The organism is Pseudarthrobacter sp. NIBRBAC000502770 (genome assembly GCF_006517815.1).
Classification (GTDB): Bacteria; Actinomycetota; Actinomycetes; order Actinomycetales; family Micrococcaceae; genus Arthrobacter; species Arthrobacter niigatensis.
Map to the genome: position 1 here is coordinate 57,374 of NZ_CP041197.1, position 16,953 is coordinate 74,326.

Consider the following 16,953-nt stretch of genomic DNA (forward strand, 5'->3'; position numbering starts at 1 on the left):
GGGGCGGTCAGTCGAAGATCCCTGCTTCGGGTATGACGTGGGGCAGTGCTGCCTTCTCCGCTGCGAGAGGCTTGTGCCCGTCGTAGGCGCATTTCTTGAACGGTCCTTCTGTGTCCATGAGGATGCGCATGTGGGGGTCGGCGTGGTTCAGCCACCAGGTGCTGACCCCGAGGGCCGGCTCCAGCCGTAGGTGTTCCCAGGCCCGCCAGATTGCCTCCATGCGGATCAGGGCTTCGGGGTGTTTGTACCATTCGGGGCACCAGGCGAACGTTGCGCCTTCGTTGACTTCCCGGACGTAGGACTGGGCCAGTAGCTCGGCGAAGAACTCCACTGCACTGGAGTAGACGAGCTCCGCTTCGGATTCGGCATGGCTGTGGCCGCTGCTTGCGGACTGGGCCTCTTCGTCGCCGAACGCGTCGCCGAACTCCTCGCTCATGCGGTGTCCCCGTCCGTCCAGGGATTGTGTGCCGCAACGGTCACGGGTTCACCATCGACGTTCACTTCAGTGGCGAGGGAGTCTTTGACTTTCTGGGCGTGGGGGCCGTTCATCCATGGGATGGTTTCGATCATGGTGGCCGGGGCGCCGGAGGTGAGCAGGATGGCCCGGAACCTGGGCAGTGCTGTCAGGTCGGCGACGGAGAGGATCTCGTCTTTGTTTTCCTGCCGGGAGGAGGAGGATCCGGTTTTGCTGTGGCTGCGGGAGACGTTGATGTAGCTGTATTGGCCGATGAGGCGGGAGAGTTCATCGAGGTAGCCGACTTCGGAGACGCCGCCGCCGTAGATTTTCACGTTCGACGCGGACCAGAGTTTCCGCATGCCTTCCAGGGACCAGACCTCCACGCCCTGGGACCAGGACTGCAGGATGGTCATGAGGATGATCCCGCGGGAGCCGTAGTGGCTGTACTGGTCCGGCAGTGCCTTCCAGCGGCAGACGTTCGCTGCCTCATCGAGGATGCCGAGCAGCGGTGTTGCGAGCCGGCCGCCGGGCTGGGAGGTGGCGTACTTTTCGGCCGCTTCCACGACGGCGACGGTCAGGGCGGTGACGAGGGGGCCGGCGGTGCCGACGCCTTCGCGGGAGAGGCTGTAGAGGGTGCCGTTGCCTCGCACGAAGTCCTCGGGGACGAACTGCGGCCGCGGGTCGGTGTCCACTGTCGTGTCGCGCAGGGGCGTGACCCATTGGCTGACCTCGCGGTCGGTCAGGCAGGAAACCATTTGCCGGGCGGTGCCGTAGACGCCGGCCCGCTGCTTTTCCGGTTCGCGGATGTGGCCTATCACCATGTCCGAGAGCAGGTCATACCCTGCGGTCCTCAGCAGTTCTGCGGGGGCGTCGTCGTGCGGGCGGGTCAGCCAGGTGTAGACCTGTGTGACCGGGGCGGAGTCGAGTGAGGCGGCGAGCAGGAAGGCTTTGAGCAGGTTCTGCCCTGCCGGGTCGAAGTAGGCATCGGGTTTGGTCCCGGGTTCACGGGAGCCGTTGGCGAAGTGCTGTGCCAGGTTCCCGGCCGTGGCTTCGTTCTTCACGTAGGAGAGCGGGTTCCACCACCAGGTGGGTTCCTCTTCCGCGACGGCCTGCGGGTCAAAGACCCACACAGCGCCGGCTTCAGTCCGGATCGGGCGGGTGACGTCCACGATGTCGCGCTTGTTCGAGGTGGCAATCACCGCGCCGGGTGCATCCAGGATTGCCGGGACGGCGTAGGAGGTGGTCTTCATCGTTCGGGGACCGGCGATGAGGATCAGCATGTCCTCCCAGGACGCCCACAGCGGGCGCTTCCCGGCAACGCTGCGGCCAAGCCGCACTCCGGTGGAGTTCTCCACGCCGAGACGCACAGCGGTGGCCGTGGCCCCCTTGGTGCCCAGATGATCGAGGTCTTTCCCGCGGCCCATGTGGACGGCGGCCTTATCCACCCGGGTGCGCTTGTGCGCTGTTCGGGAGCGGACCACCAGCACTGTCACTGTCAGGGAAATCAATACTCCGAGGAGCACGCAGGCGACGATGGTGGACTGGACGGGCCAGGGCACCCGGCCCTTGGCCAGGCCTGCCACCAGATCAATCGGGTGGGCCGGGGGCGAGGCAAGGCCGGCCATCCAGGATCCGAGATGTGCCGAGACCCAGCTGCCGCCCCCAATGACGACAGCTGCGCCGATGGCCAGCCAGATCCCCAACGCGTCGCCGAGCCCTGTGCCTTTACGGTTCGGGGCACTCATGCTGCACCCTCTTCCTGGACCGGAGCGGTGGCTTCCAGCAGGGATTCTGCCGGAGCGTGCCAGCGCTTGTTGGTGTCGTTCAGGGAGGCTTCGATGGACGTGAGGCCGATCTGGACGGGGATGCCGGGGCGGCCGCCGACCTTGATGAGGAATTTCCCGCGTCCGGGAGGTTCGACGTCGCCGCCGCGGGAGTCCCATGCGGGCGGGTCCTGCCAGGAGATGAGCTTTTGCTGTTCCTGCCGTGAGAGTGGGATCGCTGCGGTCAGCAGCGGCATTTCGGAGGCGGGAAGCCCGCCGCAGATGACCATGCCGGAGCGTTCGACGAAGCCGCGGGCCTTCATCCGGTCCTCTTCTGCCGGGAGCGCGAGCAGGTCGGACATGGTGTGGGAAATCATGACTTGGCCGACGCCGACTGAGCGGTTGAGGCGGGTCAGGGCGTCCACCCGGTCCACCATGCCCTTGCCGGCGCGCAGTGCCCGCCAGAGCTCGTCCAGGACGACGAAGTAGTTCCGCCGCGGTTCCAGCCCGGCGTCGGCGAGGGCGTTGGCGACGTTGACGGTGCCGAAGCCGTAGGACCAGCAGGCCAGCAGCACTGCGGCCTGCAGGTCCGTTTCTGTCTCATCGATGCTGGAGACGTCAAAGACGACGGCCCGGTCGCGCCGCATCGGGTTCGTGGTGTGCCGGGAGAAGATTTCCCCGAGTTTCCCGCCGCCGGTCAGCCCGAGCAAGGTTGCTTCCAGTGCACGGGTTTCCTGCAGATAGACGGTCATGTCCCCGCGGTCCAGCGCGACCTGGCGCAGCTCGTCCGGGGCGGCGGTGATGACGTCGAGGAGATCTTTCAGGACCGGGACACCGTCGAAGGAGTCATCGAGGACGCGCAGGGCGCGGTCCAAAATGGTCTGTTCCTGATCGGTGGGCGGGTTGTTCCGGCTGATCGTGATGAGGGAAACGACCATGTTCAGGCGCCGGCCGTGGGCATCGGCCCGGACCCGGACGGCCGCTTCGTGGTGTCCGCGCTCCTCGAGGAGTTGGGCGACCTCAATGGCCTGTCCCGGGTCGAGGATGTTCAGGTAGCCGCGGCCGCGGCCGAGTTCGATGACCTGCCCGCCGACGGCGCTAATGGCGTCCACGTGTTCGCCCTTGAGGTCCCCGAGCACGAGCGGGTGGACGCCCTGGCCGGAGAGGCCTAGCATCATGCGGCGCACGAGCGTGGATTTGCCCAGGCCGGGTTTGCCGAGGATGAACGCGGAGGGGTTGGAAATCAGGTGGGCGCGCTGGAACCAGCTGATCGGGTCACAGCAGACTGTGGCCTGGGTTTCCTCGTGCCGGCCCAGCGGGACGCCGATCATGGGCGAGGACGTGCCCGAGGAAAATGGCCACAGCCCGCAGACCTGCACCGTGGTCCCACGGTATTCACGCACCGCCGGGACCAGGGCCGCAGCCCCTCCCCCGCGTCCGCCCCAGCCACGGGAGCCGGGGACACGCACCCGGGCCGGACGAGCCGTGGACGCGCGGCCGTCGCGGGCTTCGGATTCCACACCATCAAGGAGCGGATTCTTCTTCTTCTTCCCTCGAAAGAGCTTCTGCATTACAGGGCCTCTCTGATTTCGGTGGGCAGCAGGATGTGCTTGGGCAGGACCAGTCCGAGCGGCAGGGACGCGGCGAACGCGGTGTCCTGGGAACCGTAGGCACGGCGCAGCAGCACCCGGGCGGTGCCGGAGGTCTGTTCCACGGCGGCGACCGCATCGGGGAGCCGGGCAGGGTCGGTGACGGTGGCGGTGACGACCATGCCAAAGTTCACCAGACCGGCACCTTGGGCTTCCTCCTGGGCGGTTTGTGCAGCGGAGCGGGCGTCGACCAGCGCGCGGGCGGACGGTCGGCCTCCGGAGGTGATGCGGACGTTCGCGTTGTTCTGGTCCCGCTCGACCACGGCTGCGGCCCGGGCCGAATCCATCGGACGGTACAGCAGGGAAACGCGCTTGCGGTCGATGTCCCCGTGCGGGGCCAGCAGCCGGGAGAGAACCGAGGAATTTACCGACCCGCGCGGGGCGCCGGTCATGGTCCAGGAGGCAGAGAACGCGCCGTCGTGCCGGTAGTCATCCCAGCTCGCCTGCGCCGCAGAGGGGCCGACTTCGCCCCACGTGAGGGCGACCGGGGATCCGGCGGCGTGGGCTTCATCAATGATCAACGCCGCGGGCGGGTCGTAAGCGATCCGGACGACCTCGCAGAGTTCCTGCGCGGACATCGGCCGGGCAATGCCGGCGCCGGTCGCCTGCAACCGGGCACCGAGCCCGGGGATGCGGGATGCCAGGTCCCGGGCGACATCTTCGGGTTCGCGCTTCCGGGACCCGGAGCGCAGCGCGGCGGTAAAGGTCAGGGACACCCAGGCCCGGACGGTGGCCGAGCCTTCCGGGTAGGTGCGGACAACCTCGCGGAGGATCGCCTTCGCGGTCTCCGGGGCATCGGCATGAATGTTCATTTCGACTTCGTTGCGCAGCCGGTAACCGGAATCCGGTGCGGTCTCCACGGTCACGGCCGCGGCCTCCAAACCGGCCTCATCCCCGAGCCCGGCGATCCAGCCGCCCCAGTTCGCAACCCACGCGTCGACCTGCTCCGGATCCACCAGGGACGCACCATCTGGTTCGGTGGAAAAGACCACGGTGAAGTGGTTCGTGGTGGGGACGTGAAGCATGGCGAACGGGCGGTTGTAGGAGTCGTTGAACTCGTACAGCCGGGACTTCGCGGCAAGGCCGGGAAGCTGGAACATGCCCCACTCGGTGACCCCGAGCGGGCCGGAACGGTAAAGGTTGGTCCCGCCGGAACGGGCGAGACGGAAGTTCATGCGCGTCGCGAACCGGTCCACGATGGACTGTCCGTGCTTGTCCTTGACCGTCAGCAGCAGCACGAGCAAGCCCGAGACGGCGAGGACACTCATGCCCGGCAGCAGGCCCCAGATGGCGAAGGTGATGATGCCGGCCAACAGACCGGTCATGACGATGCCGGTGCCGATCGCGCCCAGGCTTCCCAGCCCTGCGGAGCGGGGAACGCGCCAGTTGCCGTAGGACGGTTCCTTATATTCGGTATTAATTGCTGCCACTGGGGCCCTCCCCGGTTGAATCCTGCGCGGTTTGTTGTGCGGCCTGAGAGGCCTTTGACGCTGCTTGTGCTCCTGCGGCGACGGCGATACCGGCCGGGCCGGCGGCTTTCGCCGCTCCCGACGCGGCGCCGGCGCCGGCACCGGCGGAACCTGCGCCGGCTCCTGCAACCGAGCCGGAGGTGCCTGCCCCGGCGGTAGCGGCGCTTCCGGTGGTGCCCTTACCGGGCGCCCCTCCGGGGCCAGTTGAGCCAGGGGTGGGTTTGCCGTTGCCGCCGTTACTGCCGCCGGCGCCCTTGCTGCCCTGTGCGCTGGCGCTCTGGCCGGGTTGGCTGGCCGGTGTGGGCGATGCGTTGCCGCGTCCACTGCCGGAGCGGCCCATCGACACAGCGCCGGTAGCCATGGCCCCCACCGCCGCTCCTGCTCCCCCGCCGGAACCGGAAGCGACAGCTCCGACCATCGGGGTGACGAAGCGCATCAATGCCGGCAGTGCCAGCAGCGCGACAATCATGAGGGCGAAGCCGGTAATGGATCCCAGCAGGACGTTGCCGCCCGAGGATCCCATGAGCTTGAAGGCCACGGCGTAGACGATGGCTGCGGCGGGCTTGTAGAGAATGAACGCGATGGTCCAGCCGATGGCTTTCTGGAACCACTGGCGTCCCATCTCGGTGTTGGTGAACGCAGCCGTGGTCGGGAGGATGCCGGCCAGGATGACGAGCATTCCGCCGCGGACGATCATGAGAACGATCTGCACCAGCGAGGCAAGCAAACCCACCAGGCCCAGGATGATCAGAATGAAGACCCCGACGCCGGTCTGGTTTGTCATCACCAGGATGGCCATCGCGTGGGCGAAGCCCTTGCCGTCCGTTGCCCGGTCAATGATCGAGGCCGAGAACGCGTCGGCCGCGATCACCAGAATGGAGATCACCGCCAGCCCTAGCCCGGACACCAGCGTGAGGGTCAGCAGGGACCGCAGCAGGTCTTTCAACGGTGCCCCGCGCTGCTCCCAAATCATCCGGGTTCCACCGAGAATGACCGACAAAACCGCCAGCGCCAGCGTCCAGTAGCCCAGCTGCGAATTCACGAAACCGACCACAGGACTGGCGGTGACCCCATCCTGGGATGCGAGATTGGCCGTGGGCATGCTCACCCAGAAGGTGGAGAGCGTTGTCACCATCTGGCTCATGCCCTCCATGATGGCTTTCGCTAGATTGCCTATAGCGTCATCGATTACGCCGGAAACCGCGCTTTTCGATACACAATCAAGGTTCCAAATCTCGCACTCGGCCATGTCAGACTCCGGTCCAGAGGATGAATCCGCTCAGATCACTGAGCTGGGCGACGGCATTAAAGATTTGTCCGTCGTCGGCTGCTTTGACCTTCCAGTCACCATCAACCCACCGAAGTGACAGGACCGTGTGGGCGTATTGACCGGTCGCAAGTTGGAAGGCGACATCCACGTCGGCTTCTGCCGGAGTGAAGGACTTGATAAGGAAGCCTTGGAATTGCGGGGCTCCCCCGCTGGAGCTGGTCGCCGAGGCCTTGGCCTTGGTGTCTGCAATGGCAGCGTCCCGACCACTGCCGGGGACCACGAAGTTTTCGACGAGTTTGACTTTGTCCAGAGTTGTGGACGATCCAAGGGCGATAACGTTGGCTGCCGCGAAGAGGGCTCCCGTGGGGCTCTGGGCGAAGCATGACCGGAACCCGTCCCCGTCCGTCAGTCCCGGCCCGAACGTTTTGGGATCGGTAGGTGCCGCCATCTTCCCAACGAGTTCCCACTTGGACTTCGGTGCGGTTCCCAGGGCTGTCTCCGTGCTTGAGGGCAGCCCGCAGATGCTCTTTCCAGCCGTGCCTGCTGACTTCGATGGCGCCGAGGAGGAGCCGGCAGACGATGGGGCGGGGGCGGGCTGGGCGGTGCTGTCTCCCTTGGGGAGGAAGAAGATCACGATGACGGCGGCGATCAGTGCGATAACCAGGGCGGCCGAGATGATGAATCCGGGCTTGGTGAACGGGCTGCGTTCGGTACTGCTTTCGGTGGATTCGCTCATGATGAACCTCTCCGGTAGTCGGGGTTTAGACGAAGGCGCGGACGATGCCGGAGGCTCCGGTGATGATGATGCAGCCGGCCAGGACCCAGCCGAGCTTGCCGATGGACTCGCCACCTTCGCCGCGGCGGAGCTGGATGACCATGCCGATGCCCACGATGATGACGCCCAGGACGCCCAGGACCAGGCCGATGCCGGAGGCCCAGTTCAGGACGGTCAACAGACCTTTGGCCTGTTCCGGAACGGTGGGCGTCGGGTTCGGAATGACGCTTGTTGCAAGTACGGAGAAGGAGTTCATGGTGAGACCTTTCAGTTGGTGGTGCTGGGTGTGTCGGTAGCCAGGGTGGCTAAATCAGTGATGAAGCGTTGGTACTCGCGGGCCGGCGGTGGGGACGTGGATTCCCCGTGTCTCCAGGCTTCAACCCATGGCAGGGTCCAGGACCGGGGGGCTCCTCCGCAGACGATGGCGGCGAAGTCCCGCAAGGGTTTGGGCATCTTCCCCGGTGCGTCCGCCAGAACGGCGAGGCCGAGCAGATCGATTTCCGGTGCCGCGCCTGATGCCCACTGGGTCAGGGCGCTCCGGGCCGCTGTCAGGCCCCGCATGTCTGCACGGCAGACCAGCAGCACCCGGGGCCTACTGCCATCCTGGAGGACAGGCCAGCAGTGACCGGTCGCCCGTGCCCCGCCGATCAGGTCAGCGATGCGGCTTTCGCCGGATCCACCGTGGGCCCCGGTGACCCACAGTGCTGCGGAGCCCGCGACGGTGCGGCGGCCGAGCCGGTCTGCGGCGTCGGGTTCGACTATTCCCCTGAGCGGTTCACTGATCACCGCCGCCGGCGGCACGTGAGCTTCCGGGGCTGCGGTGTCTGCGCCGTCGGCTAGGGCCGGGTGGGTGATCCAGGGGTTTAGGGACTGTTGCATGCTTGCCTCCTTTCAGAGTCCGGTGGTGGGTGGTTCAGAAGCCGGCGGCGACGGCGGCCGCGGCCGCGAGCCATGCCCGCTGGGTGGCGGGCTGGAGGGCTTCGTATCGGATGGGTCCGTTGACCAGGGCCGGATCGTAGGGAATCCTGACGACCGCGCGGACGAACGGGGCGAAGCCGTCAGCGATCCGCTGGGCCTCGTCCTTGGCCCGCTTCAGGGCCTCGCCGCTCATGCTGCGCTTGGCGTCGGTGGATTCGGAGACGATGACAACGGCGCCCCGGGCCAGCTCTGCGTCGTGCCCGCCGCGGGATTCCAGGGTCTGCAGCGTCAGCCGTGCGGCTTCTGCGCGGTCCTCGATGGCGGTGACCGGGACGACGAGCTGGTTGGTGTGGTCGATCATCCGACGCCAGTTCGCGGCCCGGGCCGTGTTGCCCGAATCCATCACCACGAGCCGGTAATAGCGGGTGAGCACCTGATGTGCGATGTCGACTTCCTCGGCGGTGACTTCGTGGTCGCCTTCCTCGTTTTCGTCCGAGCGCAGGACATCGAACTTGTCCGCGGTCTGGTGGTGGACGAACTTGGCGATTTCGGCCGCGTTCGTGGACGGGGAGAGCAGGTCGGTGGAGGCATCGATCAAGTCCAGGACGCTCCGGTCGTGGGCGCCCTTTTCCGTCCGCCAGCCCAGGGTGCCCTGGGACTCGTTGTTGTCCCACGCGACCGTGGCCGCGCCGCTGTATCGGGCAAGGACGGCCGAAAGCATCACCACGGTGGGGGTCTTGTTCGCCCCGCCCTTGCGGTTGACCACGGCGATGGTCCGGGGGCCGGGCCAGTGCTGGCTGACCATCCGGACATCCTCGCGTTCGCTGAGTTCTTCCTCGGAGGGATCCATCCGCAGTCCCAGGCGTGTGAGTGTTCCACGCCAGCCCTGGGTGGCAGGTTCCAGTACCGGGGCGCTGACCAGGAACGAGGTTGCCTTCAGGCTGCGCCGGGTCGGCGCGGCTTCCTCAACAGCGGCAGCTGTCTGCGGTTCCGGGGTGGCCGTCGCGGGGGCAGGCGGCCACGTTCGGGCGTCCACCGATGCTGCAGTGGCAGTGGCAGGAGCCGCCGCGGGCTCCGGTGCGGGTGCGGGGACGGTATCAATGACGGCCGGCGCTGCGGTCGTGGGTGTGGTTTCGGGGGCTTCTGCCCGGCGGCGGGCCGGAGCGGGCTCGTAGGAGACGGATTCGATCTTGTTGTCCGGGTGGACGATGAGTTCGCCGTGTCCTTCGGGGTCCTCGATGCGGACCCGGACGGGGCGCTGGAGGGTCTGCGCTTCGCCCACGATGAGGGCCAGGGCGTTGTTGCGGAGTTCCTGCACGGAGTCTCCGGCAGGAACGATGCGGGAGTTGCCCGCGACGACGACCTCGGCGGTGCCGTTGTCCCGGACAATGGCACGGATGTTGGGAAAGGCCATAACTTGCGTTGGTGTAGTGCCCATGAGCTTCTTCCTTACGTGTGTGGGATGGAGGGTGCGGCGTTTAGGAGGCGGGCGGGGTGAGGCGGTTGACCTTCCACGGGGCGTCCTTGCCGGTGCGGAGCAGCTGCACCGTGTAGGTCCCGGCGTTGGTGGGGACCGCTGCCATGACGCCGAAGCCGTTGGTTTCATCGACGCTGAGGGTGGCGGCACCGGTGACGCGGGATGCGGGGATGTTGGCCGGGTCAACTGCCGAGTAGTCGGCGGTGGCCTGCGGGGTCAGCCAGCGGGCCAGATCGTTAGCCCACTGCTTGTCCTCCACCGTGGGACGGGCGAAATCCGACATGGCGTTCTCTGCGACGTCCATGGCCTCGTCCTTGCTGGCCTGATCCCAGCTGATGCCGATGGTGGCGGGGATCGTGCCGCCCGGTGCCTGGGGTCCGCTGTTGGCGCTCAGGGAGACCGGCGCGGATGAGGTGGGGCTGGCGGCCGCTGATGCCGACGGCGCTGCCGTGGTGTTGCCTGCCGGTGCGCAGGACACGCAGAGCAGCGCCACGGCGAGCAGGGTCAGGGGCTTTTTCACTTTTTCTCCTCTTGGGTGGGCAGGTACAGGAAAGCGGAGGGGACAGTGTTGGTCACTGTCCGGGTGTAGTAGCTGTGGTCCGCCGGGGCCGGGTTGCCGTTGTAGCCCTCTTCGACGTAGGTCCCGTTGTCTCTGACCTCCTTGACCACCGCGACGTGGCCGAAGTTCGGGTCCGCTCCCCCGGCGCCGGGCGCGTACCAGACGACGGCGCCGACCCGGGGTGTGCTGCCGGAGGCCCAGCCCTTGGCGTCCCAGCCGGCCTTCCAGGTCAGGGCCGAGCCGAGGCCCTGTCCGTCCGGGCGGAAGGTGCCGTTGAGGAACTTGAACGGTGCGCCGGTCGAGCCCATCTGCTGGTTCACCCGCCACAGGGCGAAGTCCACGCACTCGCGGTAATACATGCCGAGAGGCGAGGTACTGGACGCGTTTGCGCCGACCTGCAACCACGTCGGGGAGTTCTTCCACGGGTAGTCATTCCCCACGCCGGACTGTCCGGGGACGGCGCAGCCGCTGCCTTGCAGGGAGAACTTTGAGTTCGAGAGAGCCTGGACGAGTTTGACGGCTTCGGGCCAGTACTTCTGGTAGTGGTAGGGATCGGCGTTGCGCTGGACCCTGTTGCCGGCAATGGTCGGTTCCAACAGCTCCCAGCCGGCCACGCCCTGCAGGGCGTTGATGAAGCTCGTTGCGCTCCTGGTGGGGTCCATGCGGTCTGCGTAGGAACCCCACGCGCCGTTGTCGCGCTGCTGGAACAACCCCCGGGAATCCGGACCGGCGCCGTCGCCGGTATCCAGGACCCGCAACCCCGACTCCCCGAGGGCCACCATGACGCTGATCACCTGCCCGTTTACCGACAAGTCCAGTGCTTTGCCTGTGCCCATGATGGCTGCGGCATTCTTGAGCTGTTCCTGGGTGTAGCCCTCAACCTTGGTGTTGCCGTCGATGACGACGGAAACGGCCGGACCGCAGTCAGCCGACGCCGGTGCCGGCCCGAAGAGCAGGACGATCGACAGGATCAAACCCAGGAAGAGCATCGGCACAATAACCGCAGTGCCGATCAGAAGTCCTTTTGTCTTCACTGTAGTTCCCCCTCTCGGCTGTCCTGGCGGCACCTGCAATCAAAAACATCATCTTTAAAGTGATGCTAGCATCACCAAAAATATGTTGGTACTTCTTGAGGGCGCGGCGGTGGGTGAGAATTGACGAATGCCCCGCATCTACAAGCCACTCCCCGGACAGCCGCAAGAGGCTGCAAGGGCTTTGAGTGTGTTCAACGCCAACACCCTGCGGGCGGCCGTTATCAGGGACCTGGCCCAGCATCTTGACGGCGACACGACGGGAAACATCGCCAAACGCATTGGGGTGGACTACCGGCAGGTCTACGCGCATATCAAGACGCTTGAGGCCGAAGGGTTGGTCTCCGCTGCGGGCGAAGTCGGTGTCCGCAGCGGGCAGCGCATTCACTACTCCATAGACCTGGGCAGGTTGCGGGAGTGCGGCCTCGTCTACATGAGCTATTTGTCGGGAGAATAGGCGCCGAATATCGCAGCGCCCGAGAATGAAGCCAGTGCGGAGATTTCTTGGATCAAAGGCGGGAGTATCGGGAGTTGAGCATTCGGGGGCGGCGGCTTGAGTGCACATCTGAGGTGCGCACGCTGCGGGGGTGTAGCCCCTACTACCCCCCAAACCTGTCGTAGGGGCCACACCTTTGATGCCACTCACTGTGCATGGTCAGGCCGTAGTGGATGCCTGGAGCATGTCATGCCCCCGAGTCTACTGAAAAAAATTCAGTAGTGAAAATTTTTCAGTTGGGCGGCCTTTTTTTCTCGGGCCTGGGCGGAAGGTTTCGGAGAGCTTCTGTCACCGCACGAAGGGCATCCACGTTCACTTCCCCCAGAACTCGCGCGGCGAAGTGCTCTACCTCGGCAATGCGGTAAGCCTCTATCAGCCTGAGTTCGGCCTCCACCCGCTCCGGGATGGGACCGCTGCGCTGAAGCAGGTAGTTCTCGTCAACGTCAAAAAAGTACGCCAGTGCCTTCAGTAGCTCCGGATCCCAGCGGTTATCGGGAGAGCCGGCCAGCAGCCGGTGCCAGCGCGTTTTTGTGAGCGTGAGCCCCTGCTCTGCCAGTCCCTGTCGAACATCTTCGTACGTGAAACTGTCGGCGTCCTTGGCATGAACGATGTCCAGAAGAAGCTGGATTTTCGATGCGAGAACCTCTTTGTCGCTGCGAGGATCTATGGGGTTGTCGTTCGAATTCACGCGTGATCCTGCTCCCGGCCAGCGAGGGCGGCCACATCCCGGGGGCAGCGCTCTGCCAGTGGTAGCGAAGTCACAGCCCTCCTTTTTAATTCCGTCATCGTTGAGGCCACTTGTCAGACCTGGCGGCTTCGTGGATGCCACGTGAAAGATCAGCCGACAATGAGAGTATATGAGGCTCCGAATGCGACTACGCCGGTTATGAACCCGGCAATGACCTGAGGAGCTGAGTGGTCCCGGAGATAAACCCTGGACCAGCAGACAAGCGGGGCCGCCACAACGAACGGAAGCCCCAGCCAGCCGAACATCAGTACAGCTGACACGGTCGCGCCGCCCAACGTCATTGCATGGCCCGATATCTTCCAGATCGGACTGACCAGAATTAGCGCCACGATCCCACAGAGAATCCCGCCAATCAGCCCCCAGACTGGCTGGGGCGCGCCCATGATCGAGAGAATTGCGCAGCCAAGCAGCGACGAGCCCAAGGTCCAGAGCATGACCGGGCGGCGTTGTTTCTTGTCTCCAACATGGTGGTCCGTCAACTGGCCCTTCTTGGCAAGCAACAGTACGACTGTAAATGGCACCAGGCAGATGAAAAGGGCAGCGATAATGCCCGACCAAATAGAGACCATCCACTGGTTACTCAGCAGAGAAGCCAAAATCAGCAGGAGGGACAACACCAGGGGCGGCTGCGCAATCTCGGTTGCGGACCGAGCCACACGCCCAATTGCTGTGGAGGATCTCTCTGCGGTGGTAAGGGTCGCGGTTTCTGCTGTCACTGAGGTGCCTTTACCGGCAGCACAGATTCCAGAGAACCGACGCCGCCATCAAATCGGGCTTGGACTGCGTCTAGGACACGGCCGGCAAGCATGGGTGTGGATCGCCCGAGAGAGCGACCTTGTGATCGCTGGAGCGAATAACGAACTCGTACAGGCGGACGGAGGGGTGCTTCGCATAGAAGCTGGTCACAATGGCCCGCATCCAAGCCGCACGGGAGAGTCCCCAGTATGCTCTGCCCAGCGTGGCCGTAAGAAAGACCAAGGCGGCCCGGTCCCAAAGCTGCAGGCGGCGCCACACCTTAACCACCGGCGGGATGCCCAGCCCGAGAGAAGTCAGCAGAACGCCGCCGTAGAACAACGGATTGAACAGGACGTATAGAACCTGGTGGAGAGCCGAGCCGCCCACATCGGTGTGCATGACGGTCATGTAGGCGATCTCTTCGACCGACGCGAGTGCGACCAGAGCCATGCCGGCTGCAACAACCCGGGAACTCACGCGGACGGGCAGGCTTTCCTGCGGCTGGAGGCAAATTCGAAGGACGGAAACGGCCAACAACGCCAAAATGCCCATGTAGACGCTGGCGTAGAGGAAGACGGGCAGCTGCTGGACATTTTCCGGCACGTAGCTAAGAGTCGTCGGAACGAACTCCTGGAACAGGAACGGAATGGTGATCGCAAGCGCCCCAAGGCCGGCTGCAACGGGTCGGTGGCTGAAGCGTGAGCGGTAGCTCTCATCCGGAGAGTAGGCAGCGAAGATTCCCTCTCGCACTAGCCAGACGGCGCTTGTGACACACAAATTGCGAACGAGGTGCAGAAAGTTGATGCCGCCAAGGGCACCATCAATGGATTCTTCGGGGACGACGACACCTGTAAAAAAGAGGCCGAGGACACCGATGCCGATCGCACCAACAAACGCCGTTGAGGACCCCCAGCGAGCGACGAAATATAGGCGAAAGGCAAATACTGTTGCCAGGATCCAGAAAGCAGCGGCGATCATAGGCCAAACACTCGTTCGGCCTTCGTGGCCGCCTTCACGGGCGTGGCATGCAGAACCCGGGCCAAACCATAGGCCAAATTTTCGGCGGCAGCTTCCGCCTCGTCCAGGGGAACGTCCACTGTACGGCACATCCAGCTGACACCGTTTCGCTTGCCAATACCGGAGAAGAAAGACCCCGCGATAAGTCCGTCGAGAGGCTTCCCCTTATGGCCCAACAGAATGTGGCTCAGTTCATGCAGCACGACGTGAACACTCCAAGCCTTGGCACCCCGCAGATAACGGACGATGCCATGGCTGGGAGTATCGATCCACTGCCCGGTGACACCTTCGCCGAGGCTGTCCACTGTGCCTTCCTCGAAGACCAGACGTTTGCCGTATTTTTCTTCGACCGCAGTCACTAGGTCGCCCAGGTCCGGGTACGCGGGAAGGTTCAGCGTCTCGATGACGTCAGCGGTCAGTGTGGACTGTTCCATGTCCCTGCGGCTCCGGTAATCCACTGAAAAAATTTCAGTAATGTGTACTATGAAATCAGCGCCCGACGGCGCCTTGGCAAGGAGCCACCCTACCAAGCTTCCGAAAACACGTACTGACACACAGGACAAGGAGTCCCCGATGGACTCGGAGCATTACACCAGGGACAACAGCATGAGAGCCGCCTTGGCTGCTGCCCTAAGGGCAGGCTCCGACGACACGCCGCACGCCTTCCCACTTAATAGAATCTGATTCATGTTGTGTATAGAAAGTAACTTCGGTCCTGGGAGGGAAAATGCCACAGCTAAGCAAGGGTGAGCGTCACGTAATCACGGCGCGTTTGCCCATCTCGGACGCCGAGAAACTGGCGGCCGTCGTGAACGCAACCAATGAAAGCCGAAGTGACCTCATCGCTAGGCTCGTGCATGCTCACCTCAAAACGATCGACCTAAACCACCTCACTGGCCAGGAGGCTTTGCCTATCGCTAAGGCCAGTTAAAGACTGAAGGCCCGCTTTCGCGGGCCTTCAAAAAGTATGCCGTTCAGATCCGAAATCTTGCCGGACGACGATCTGAACTTACCAAGCTCCCCGTGAGGGGCGCTCCATTTGCTATACCCCGAAGGGACTAGCTGTTGTCTATGGTACCTGTAGCGGCTGCGCCGTCAACAACTGACGCACCGCGATCAGCGCGTCAAGTCACGCCCGATATGACATGGGCACTCGCCCCATTAATCGCCGGCGCCCCTACTTACCGCTTGGGACGTTGGATCGGCGGTCGCTTCCAGTACCCGCGGCCGCAGAACCCGCCCCGGATAACGGCGACGTTGCCGACACGGCCGGCGGCCGTCCTCATCCACGCGTCGGACGGCTCAGTGGCTACGCTCTGCCTTGATCTGGACACCTCCAAGGCTCTGCAGGGCGTCGTCGATGACGACGCCAAACGCCTCGGGGAACTCTTTGAGAGTTGCGGTGTCCGCTACGTCGAGGACTTCTCCCCCAGCGGCGGACGTCACCTCTATATCCCGCTCGCAGAAAGCGTGAGCGGCCCGGAGGCCCGGGAACTCGTCGAAGCCATGACTCTCCTGGCTCCGAGTCTCGATCCGAGTCCGCACCAGAATGTCACCGACGGCTGTATCCGGGTTCCGGGCTCCGCGCATAAGTCCGGTGGTCACCAGATCCTGACCACTCCCCTGGCTAGCGCCTACGACATCCTGCGCCGTCGTAATCACTCCAGGGCTGTTACTGCGCTCCGGCGGGCTCTGGCGCCCGAGCTCCAGCGCGCCCGCGAACTGAAGGACCGTACGGCCAAAATGGCGGCCACCGCTACGGCGCACGGTACCCGCCCCGCCTACTTCGTCGGAGCCAATCCCCCTTGCGCGTGCTTGCCCGTACCGGCCTGTACGATACGGCCAAGTACGCCAGCCCGTCAGAGGCCCGCATGGCGGTCCTGAACCACTTCGCAGCCTGTGGCTGGACCCTGGCTCAGGTCCGCCTCGAGCTGGGCGGCCAGTTCCCGGCCTCGCAGCCCTCTACGCCAACACCGACCGGCAGGAACGCCTGATCGACTCGGAATGGGCCGAGGCCTGCCGGTGGATCCAAAAACGTCAAGACCAGCCAACAGGCAAAAGAAGTACCCGTATTAACGACACAAGCCCCCCAGAACCCACAGGGGGGGCGGAAGCACTACCAGCAAAGCTGGTGCACACCAGCTTGTGAACGATCTGGAAAATGTCCTCTACGCGGTTCTGGACCACCGACTGAAAGAACGCGGCCGCGAGGGCCTGAGCCTGCGCCTGCTGCTCCGGGCAGTGCTCGGCTACATGCGCACCATGGAGACCGATCTGCTGGACGTAGGCTGCCGTACCTTCGCTACTGCACTGGGCAAACACCACGGAACCGTCTCCCAGACTGCTCCCTATGCTTCAGCAAGCTTCAGACGGCATCTTGACCAAAGTCTCCGATGCCCGCGGCCGCAACGCCGACGTCTACCTGATCCAGCTCCCCCATCACTTTGAACAACTTGCACGGGACCTCTCTTGGCGTAGCGGGAAATCCATGGCATTCGCCCCGTTTTCCGCGCCCTTGGCGATGTCGCTGCCCTCGTCTACGAATCCATTGAACGCGGACGCCTCTCCCCACCACAGCAGCAATCGTCC

At 64.5% G+C, this 16,953-nt stretch carries 19 protein-coding genes; 3 read left to right on the top strand and 16 right to left on the bottom strand.

The features are described 5' to 3' along the window. Nucleotides 1–7: 7 nt before the first annotated feature. Genes NIBR502770_RS00320 through NIBR502770_RS00370 form a run of 11 tightly spaced genes read right to left on the bottom strand, consistent with a single transcriptional unit; the run spans nt 8 to nt 11,326 of the window. On the bottom strand, nt 8–436 hold the full coding sequence (locus tag NIBR502770_RS00320; RefSeq protein WP_141180635.1) for a DUF4913 domain-containing protein: 429 nt from the start codon (nt 434–436) through the stop codon (nt 8–10). Beyond that, on the bottom strand, nt 433–2,202 hold the full coding sequence (locus NIBR502770_RS00325; protein WP_141180636.1) for a type IV secretory system conjugative DNA transfer family protein: 1,770 nt from the start codon (nt 2,200–2,202) through the stop codon (nt 433–435). The genes NIBR502770_RS00320 and NIBR502770_RS00325 overlap by 4 nt, the downstream gene beginning before the upstream one ends. Further along, the gene (locus NIBR502770_RS00330) at nt 2,199–3,791 is read right to left on the bottom strand and encodes a helicase HerA domain-containing protein (RefSeq protein ID WP_246857232.1); all 1,593 of its coding nucleotides are present in this window, start codon (nt 3,789–3,791) and stop codon (nt 2,199–2,201) included. Before NIBR502770_RS00330 ends, NIBR502770_RS00325 begins: the two co-directional genes overlap by 4 nt. Continuing rightward, on the bottom strand, nt 3,791–5,299 hold the full coding sequence (locus NIBR502770_RS00335) for an SCO6880 family protein (protein WP_141180637.1): 1,509 nt from the start codon (nt 5,297–5,299) through the stop codon (nt 3,791–3,793). The genes NIBR502770_RS00330 and NIBR502770_RS00335 overlap by 1 nt, the downstream gene beginning before the upstream one ends. Then, nucleotides 5,286–6,587 carry a hypothetical protein gene (locus NIBR502770_RS00340; RefSeq protein WP_141180638.1) on the bottom strand — a complete coding sequence of 434 codons (1,302 nt, stop codon included), beginning with the start codon at nt 6,585–6,587 and terminating at the stop codon, nt 5,286–5,288. The genes NIBR502770_RS00335 and NIBR502770_RS00340 overlap by 14 nt, the downstream gene beginning before the upstream one ends. Nucleotide 6,588: 1 nt before the next feature. Then, the gene (locus NIBR502770_RS00345; protein WP_141180639.1) at nt 6,589–7,344 is read right to left on the bottom strand and encodes a hypothetical protein; all 756 of its coding nucleotides are present in this window, start codon (nt 7,342–7,344) and stop codon (nt 6,589–6,591) included. A gap of 25 nt (nt 7,345–7,369) precedes the next feature. Next, nucleotides 7,370–7,639 carry a TrbC/VirB2 family protein gene (locus NIBR502770_RS00350; protein ID WP_141180640.1) on the bottom strand — a complete coding sequence of 90 codons (270 nt, stop codon included), beginning with the start codon at nt 7,637–7,639 and terminating at the stop codon, nt 7,370–7,372. Nucleotides 7,640–7,650: 11 nt separating this feature from the next. Further along, nucleotides 7,651–8,262, bottom strand: coding sequence for a DUF6668 family protein (locus NIBR502770_RS00355; protein ID WP_141180641.1), 612 nt, complete (start codon nt 8,260–8,262; stop codon nt 7,651–7,653). A 34-nt stretch (nt 8,263–8,296) separates the two neighbouring features. Further along, nucleotides 8,297–9,739: a chromosome partitioning protein ParA gene (locus tag NIBR502770_RS00360; RefSeq protein WP_141180642.1), complete on the bottom strand. Its 1,443-nt coding sequence runs from the start codon at nt 9,737–9,739 to the stop codon at nt 8,297–8,299. A 40-nt stretch (nt 9,740–9,779) separates the two neighbouring features. Then, complete coding sequence (locus NIBR502770_RS00365; protein ID WP_141180643.1) at nt 9,780–10,298, bottom strand: hypothetical protein; 519 nt, start codon at nt 10,296–10,298, stop codon at nt 9,780–9,782. Next, a complete protein-coding gene (locus NIBR502770_RS00370; protein ID WP_141180655.1) occupies nt 10,295–11,326 on the bottom strand; it encodes a CHAP domain-containing protein in 1,032 nt (343 codons plus the stop codon). Before NIBR502770_RS00370 ends, NIBR502770_RS00365 begins: the two co-directional genes overlap by 4 nt. 172 nt (nt 11,327–11,498) lie before the next feature. Between NIBR502770_RS00370 and NIBR502770_RS00375 the strand changes: the two genes are divergently transcribed. Then, nucleotides 11,499–11,825, top strand: coding sequence for a helix-turn-helix domain-containing protein (locus NIBR502770_RS00375; protein ID WP_141180644.1), 327 nt, complete (start codon nt 11,499–11,501; stop codon nt 11,823–11,825). A 271-nt stretch (nt 11,826–12,096) separates the two neighbouring features. Here the strand turns inward: NIBR502770_RS00375 and NIBR502770_RS00380 are convergent, their stop codons facing one another. The 4 genes from NIBR502770_RS00380 to NIBR502770_RS00395 all read right to left on the bottom strand — a co-directional run bounded on the left by NIBR502770_RS00380 (nt 12,097) and on the right by NIBR502770_RS00395 (nt 14,798). Next, on the bottom strand, nt 12,097–12,552 hold the full coding sequence (locus NIBR502770_RS00380; protein ID WP_141180645.1) for a hypothetical protein: 456 nt from the start codon (nt 12,550–12,552) through the stop codon (nt 12,097–12,099). 149 nt (nt 12,553–12,701) lie between these two features. Next, the gene (locus tag NIBR502770_RS00385) at nt 12,702–13,328 is read right to left on the bottom strand and encodes a hypothetical protein (RefSeq protein WP_141180646.1); all 627 of its coding nucleotides are present in this window, start codon (nt 13,326–13,328) and stop codon (nt 12,702–12,704) included. Nucleotides 13,329–13,398: 70 nt separating this feature from the next. Further along, entirely contained in the window at nt 13,399–14,325 is a 927-nt protein-coding gene (locus tag NIBR502770_RS00390; RefSeq protein ID WP_141180647.1) for a hypothetical protein, read from the bottom strand. Next, the gene (locus tag NIBR502770_RS00395; protein WP_141180648.1) at nt 14,322–14,798 is read right to left on the bottom strand and encodes a hypothetical protein; all 477 of its coding nucleotides are present in this window, start codon (nt 14,796–14,798) and stop codon (nt 14,322–14,324) included. The genes NIBR502770_RS00390 and NIBR502770_RS00395 overlap by 4 nt, the downstream gene beginning before the upstream one ends. Between NIBR502770_RS00395 and NIBR502770_RS21735 the strand changes: the two genes are divergently transcribed. Then, entirely contained in the window at nt 14,783–14,839 is a 57-nt protein-coding gene (locus NIBR502770_RS21735; RefSeq protein WP_123256216.1) for an SEC-C metal-binding domain-containing protein, read from the top strand. The genes NIBR502770_RS00395 and NIBR502770_RS21735 overlap by 16 nt on opposite strands. An 827-nt stretch (nt 14,840–15,666) precedes the next feature. Here NIBR502770_RS21735 and NIBR502770_RS21395 read toward each other — a convergent pair. Then, nucleotides 15,667–15,969, bottom strand: a complete 303-nt coding sequence (locus NIBR502770_RS21395) for a hypothetical protein (protein WP_246857234.1) — start codon at nt 15,967–15,969, stop codon at nt 15,667–15,669. A 200-nt stretch (nt 15,970–16,169) separates the two neighbouring features. Here NIBR502770_RS21395 and NIBR502770_RS21400 point away from each other — a divergent pair, with 200 nt between their 5' ends. Continuing rightward, on the top strand, nt 16,170–16,358 hold the full coding sequence (locus NIBR502770_RS21400; protein WP_246857235.1) for a hypothetical protein: 189 nt from the start codon (nt 16,170–16,172) through the stop codon (nt 16,356–16,358). Nucleotides 16,359–16,953 lie beyond the last annotated feature (595 nt).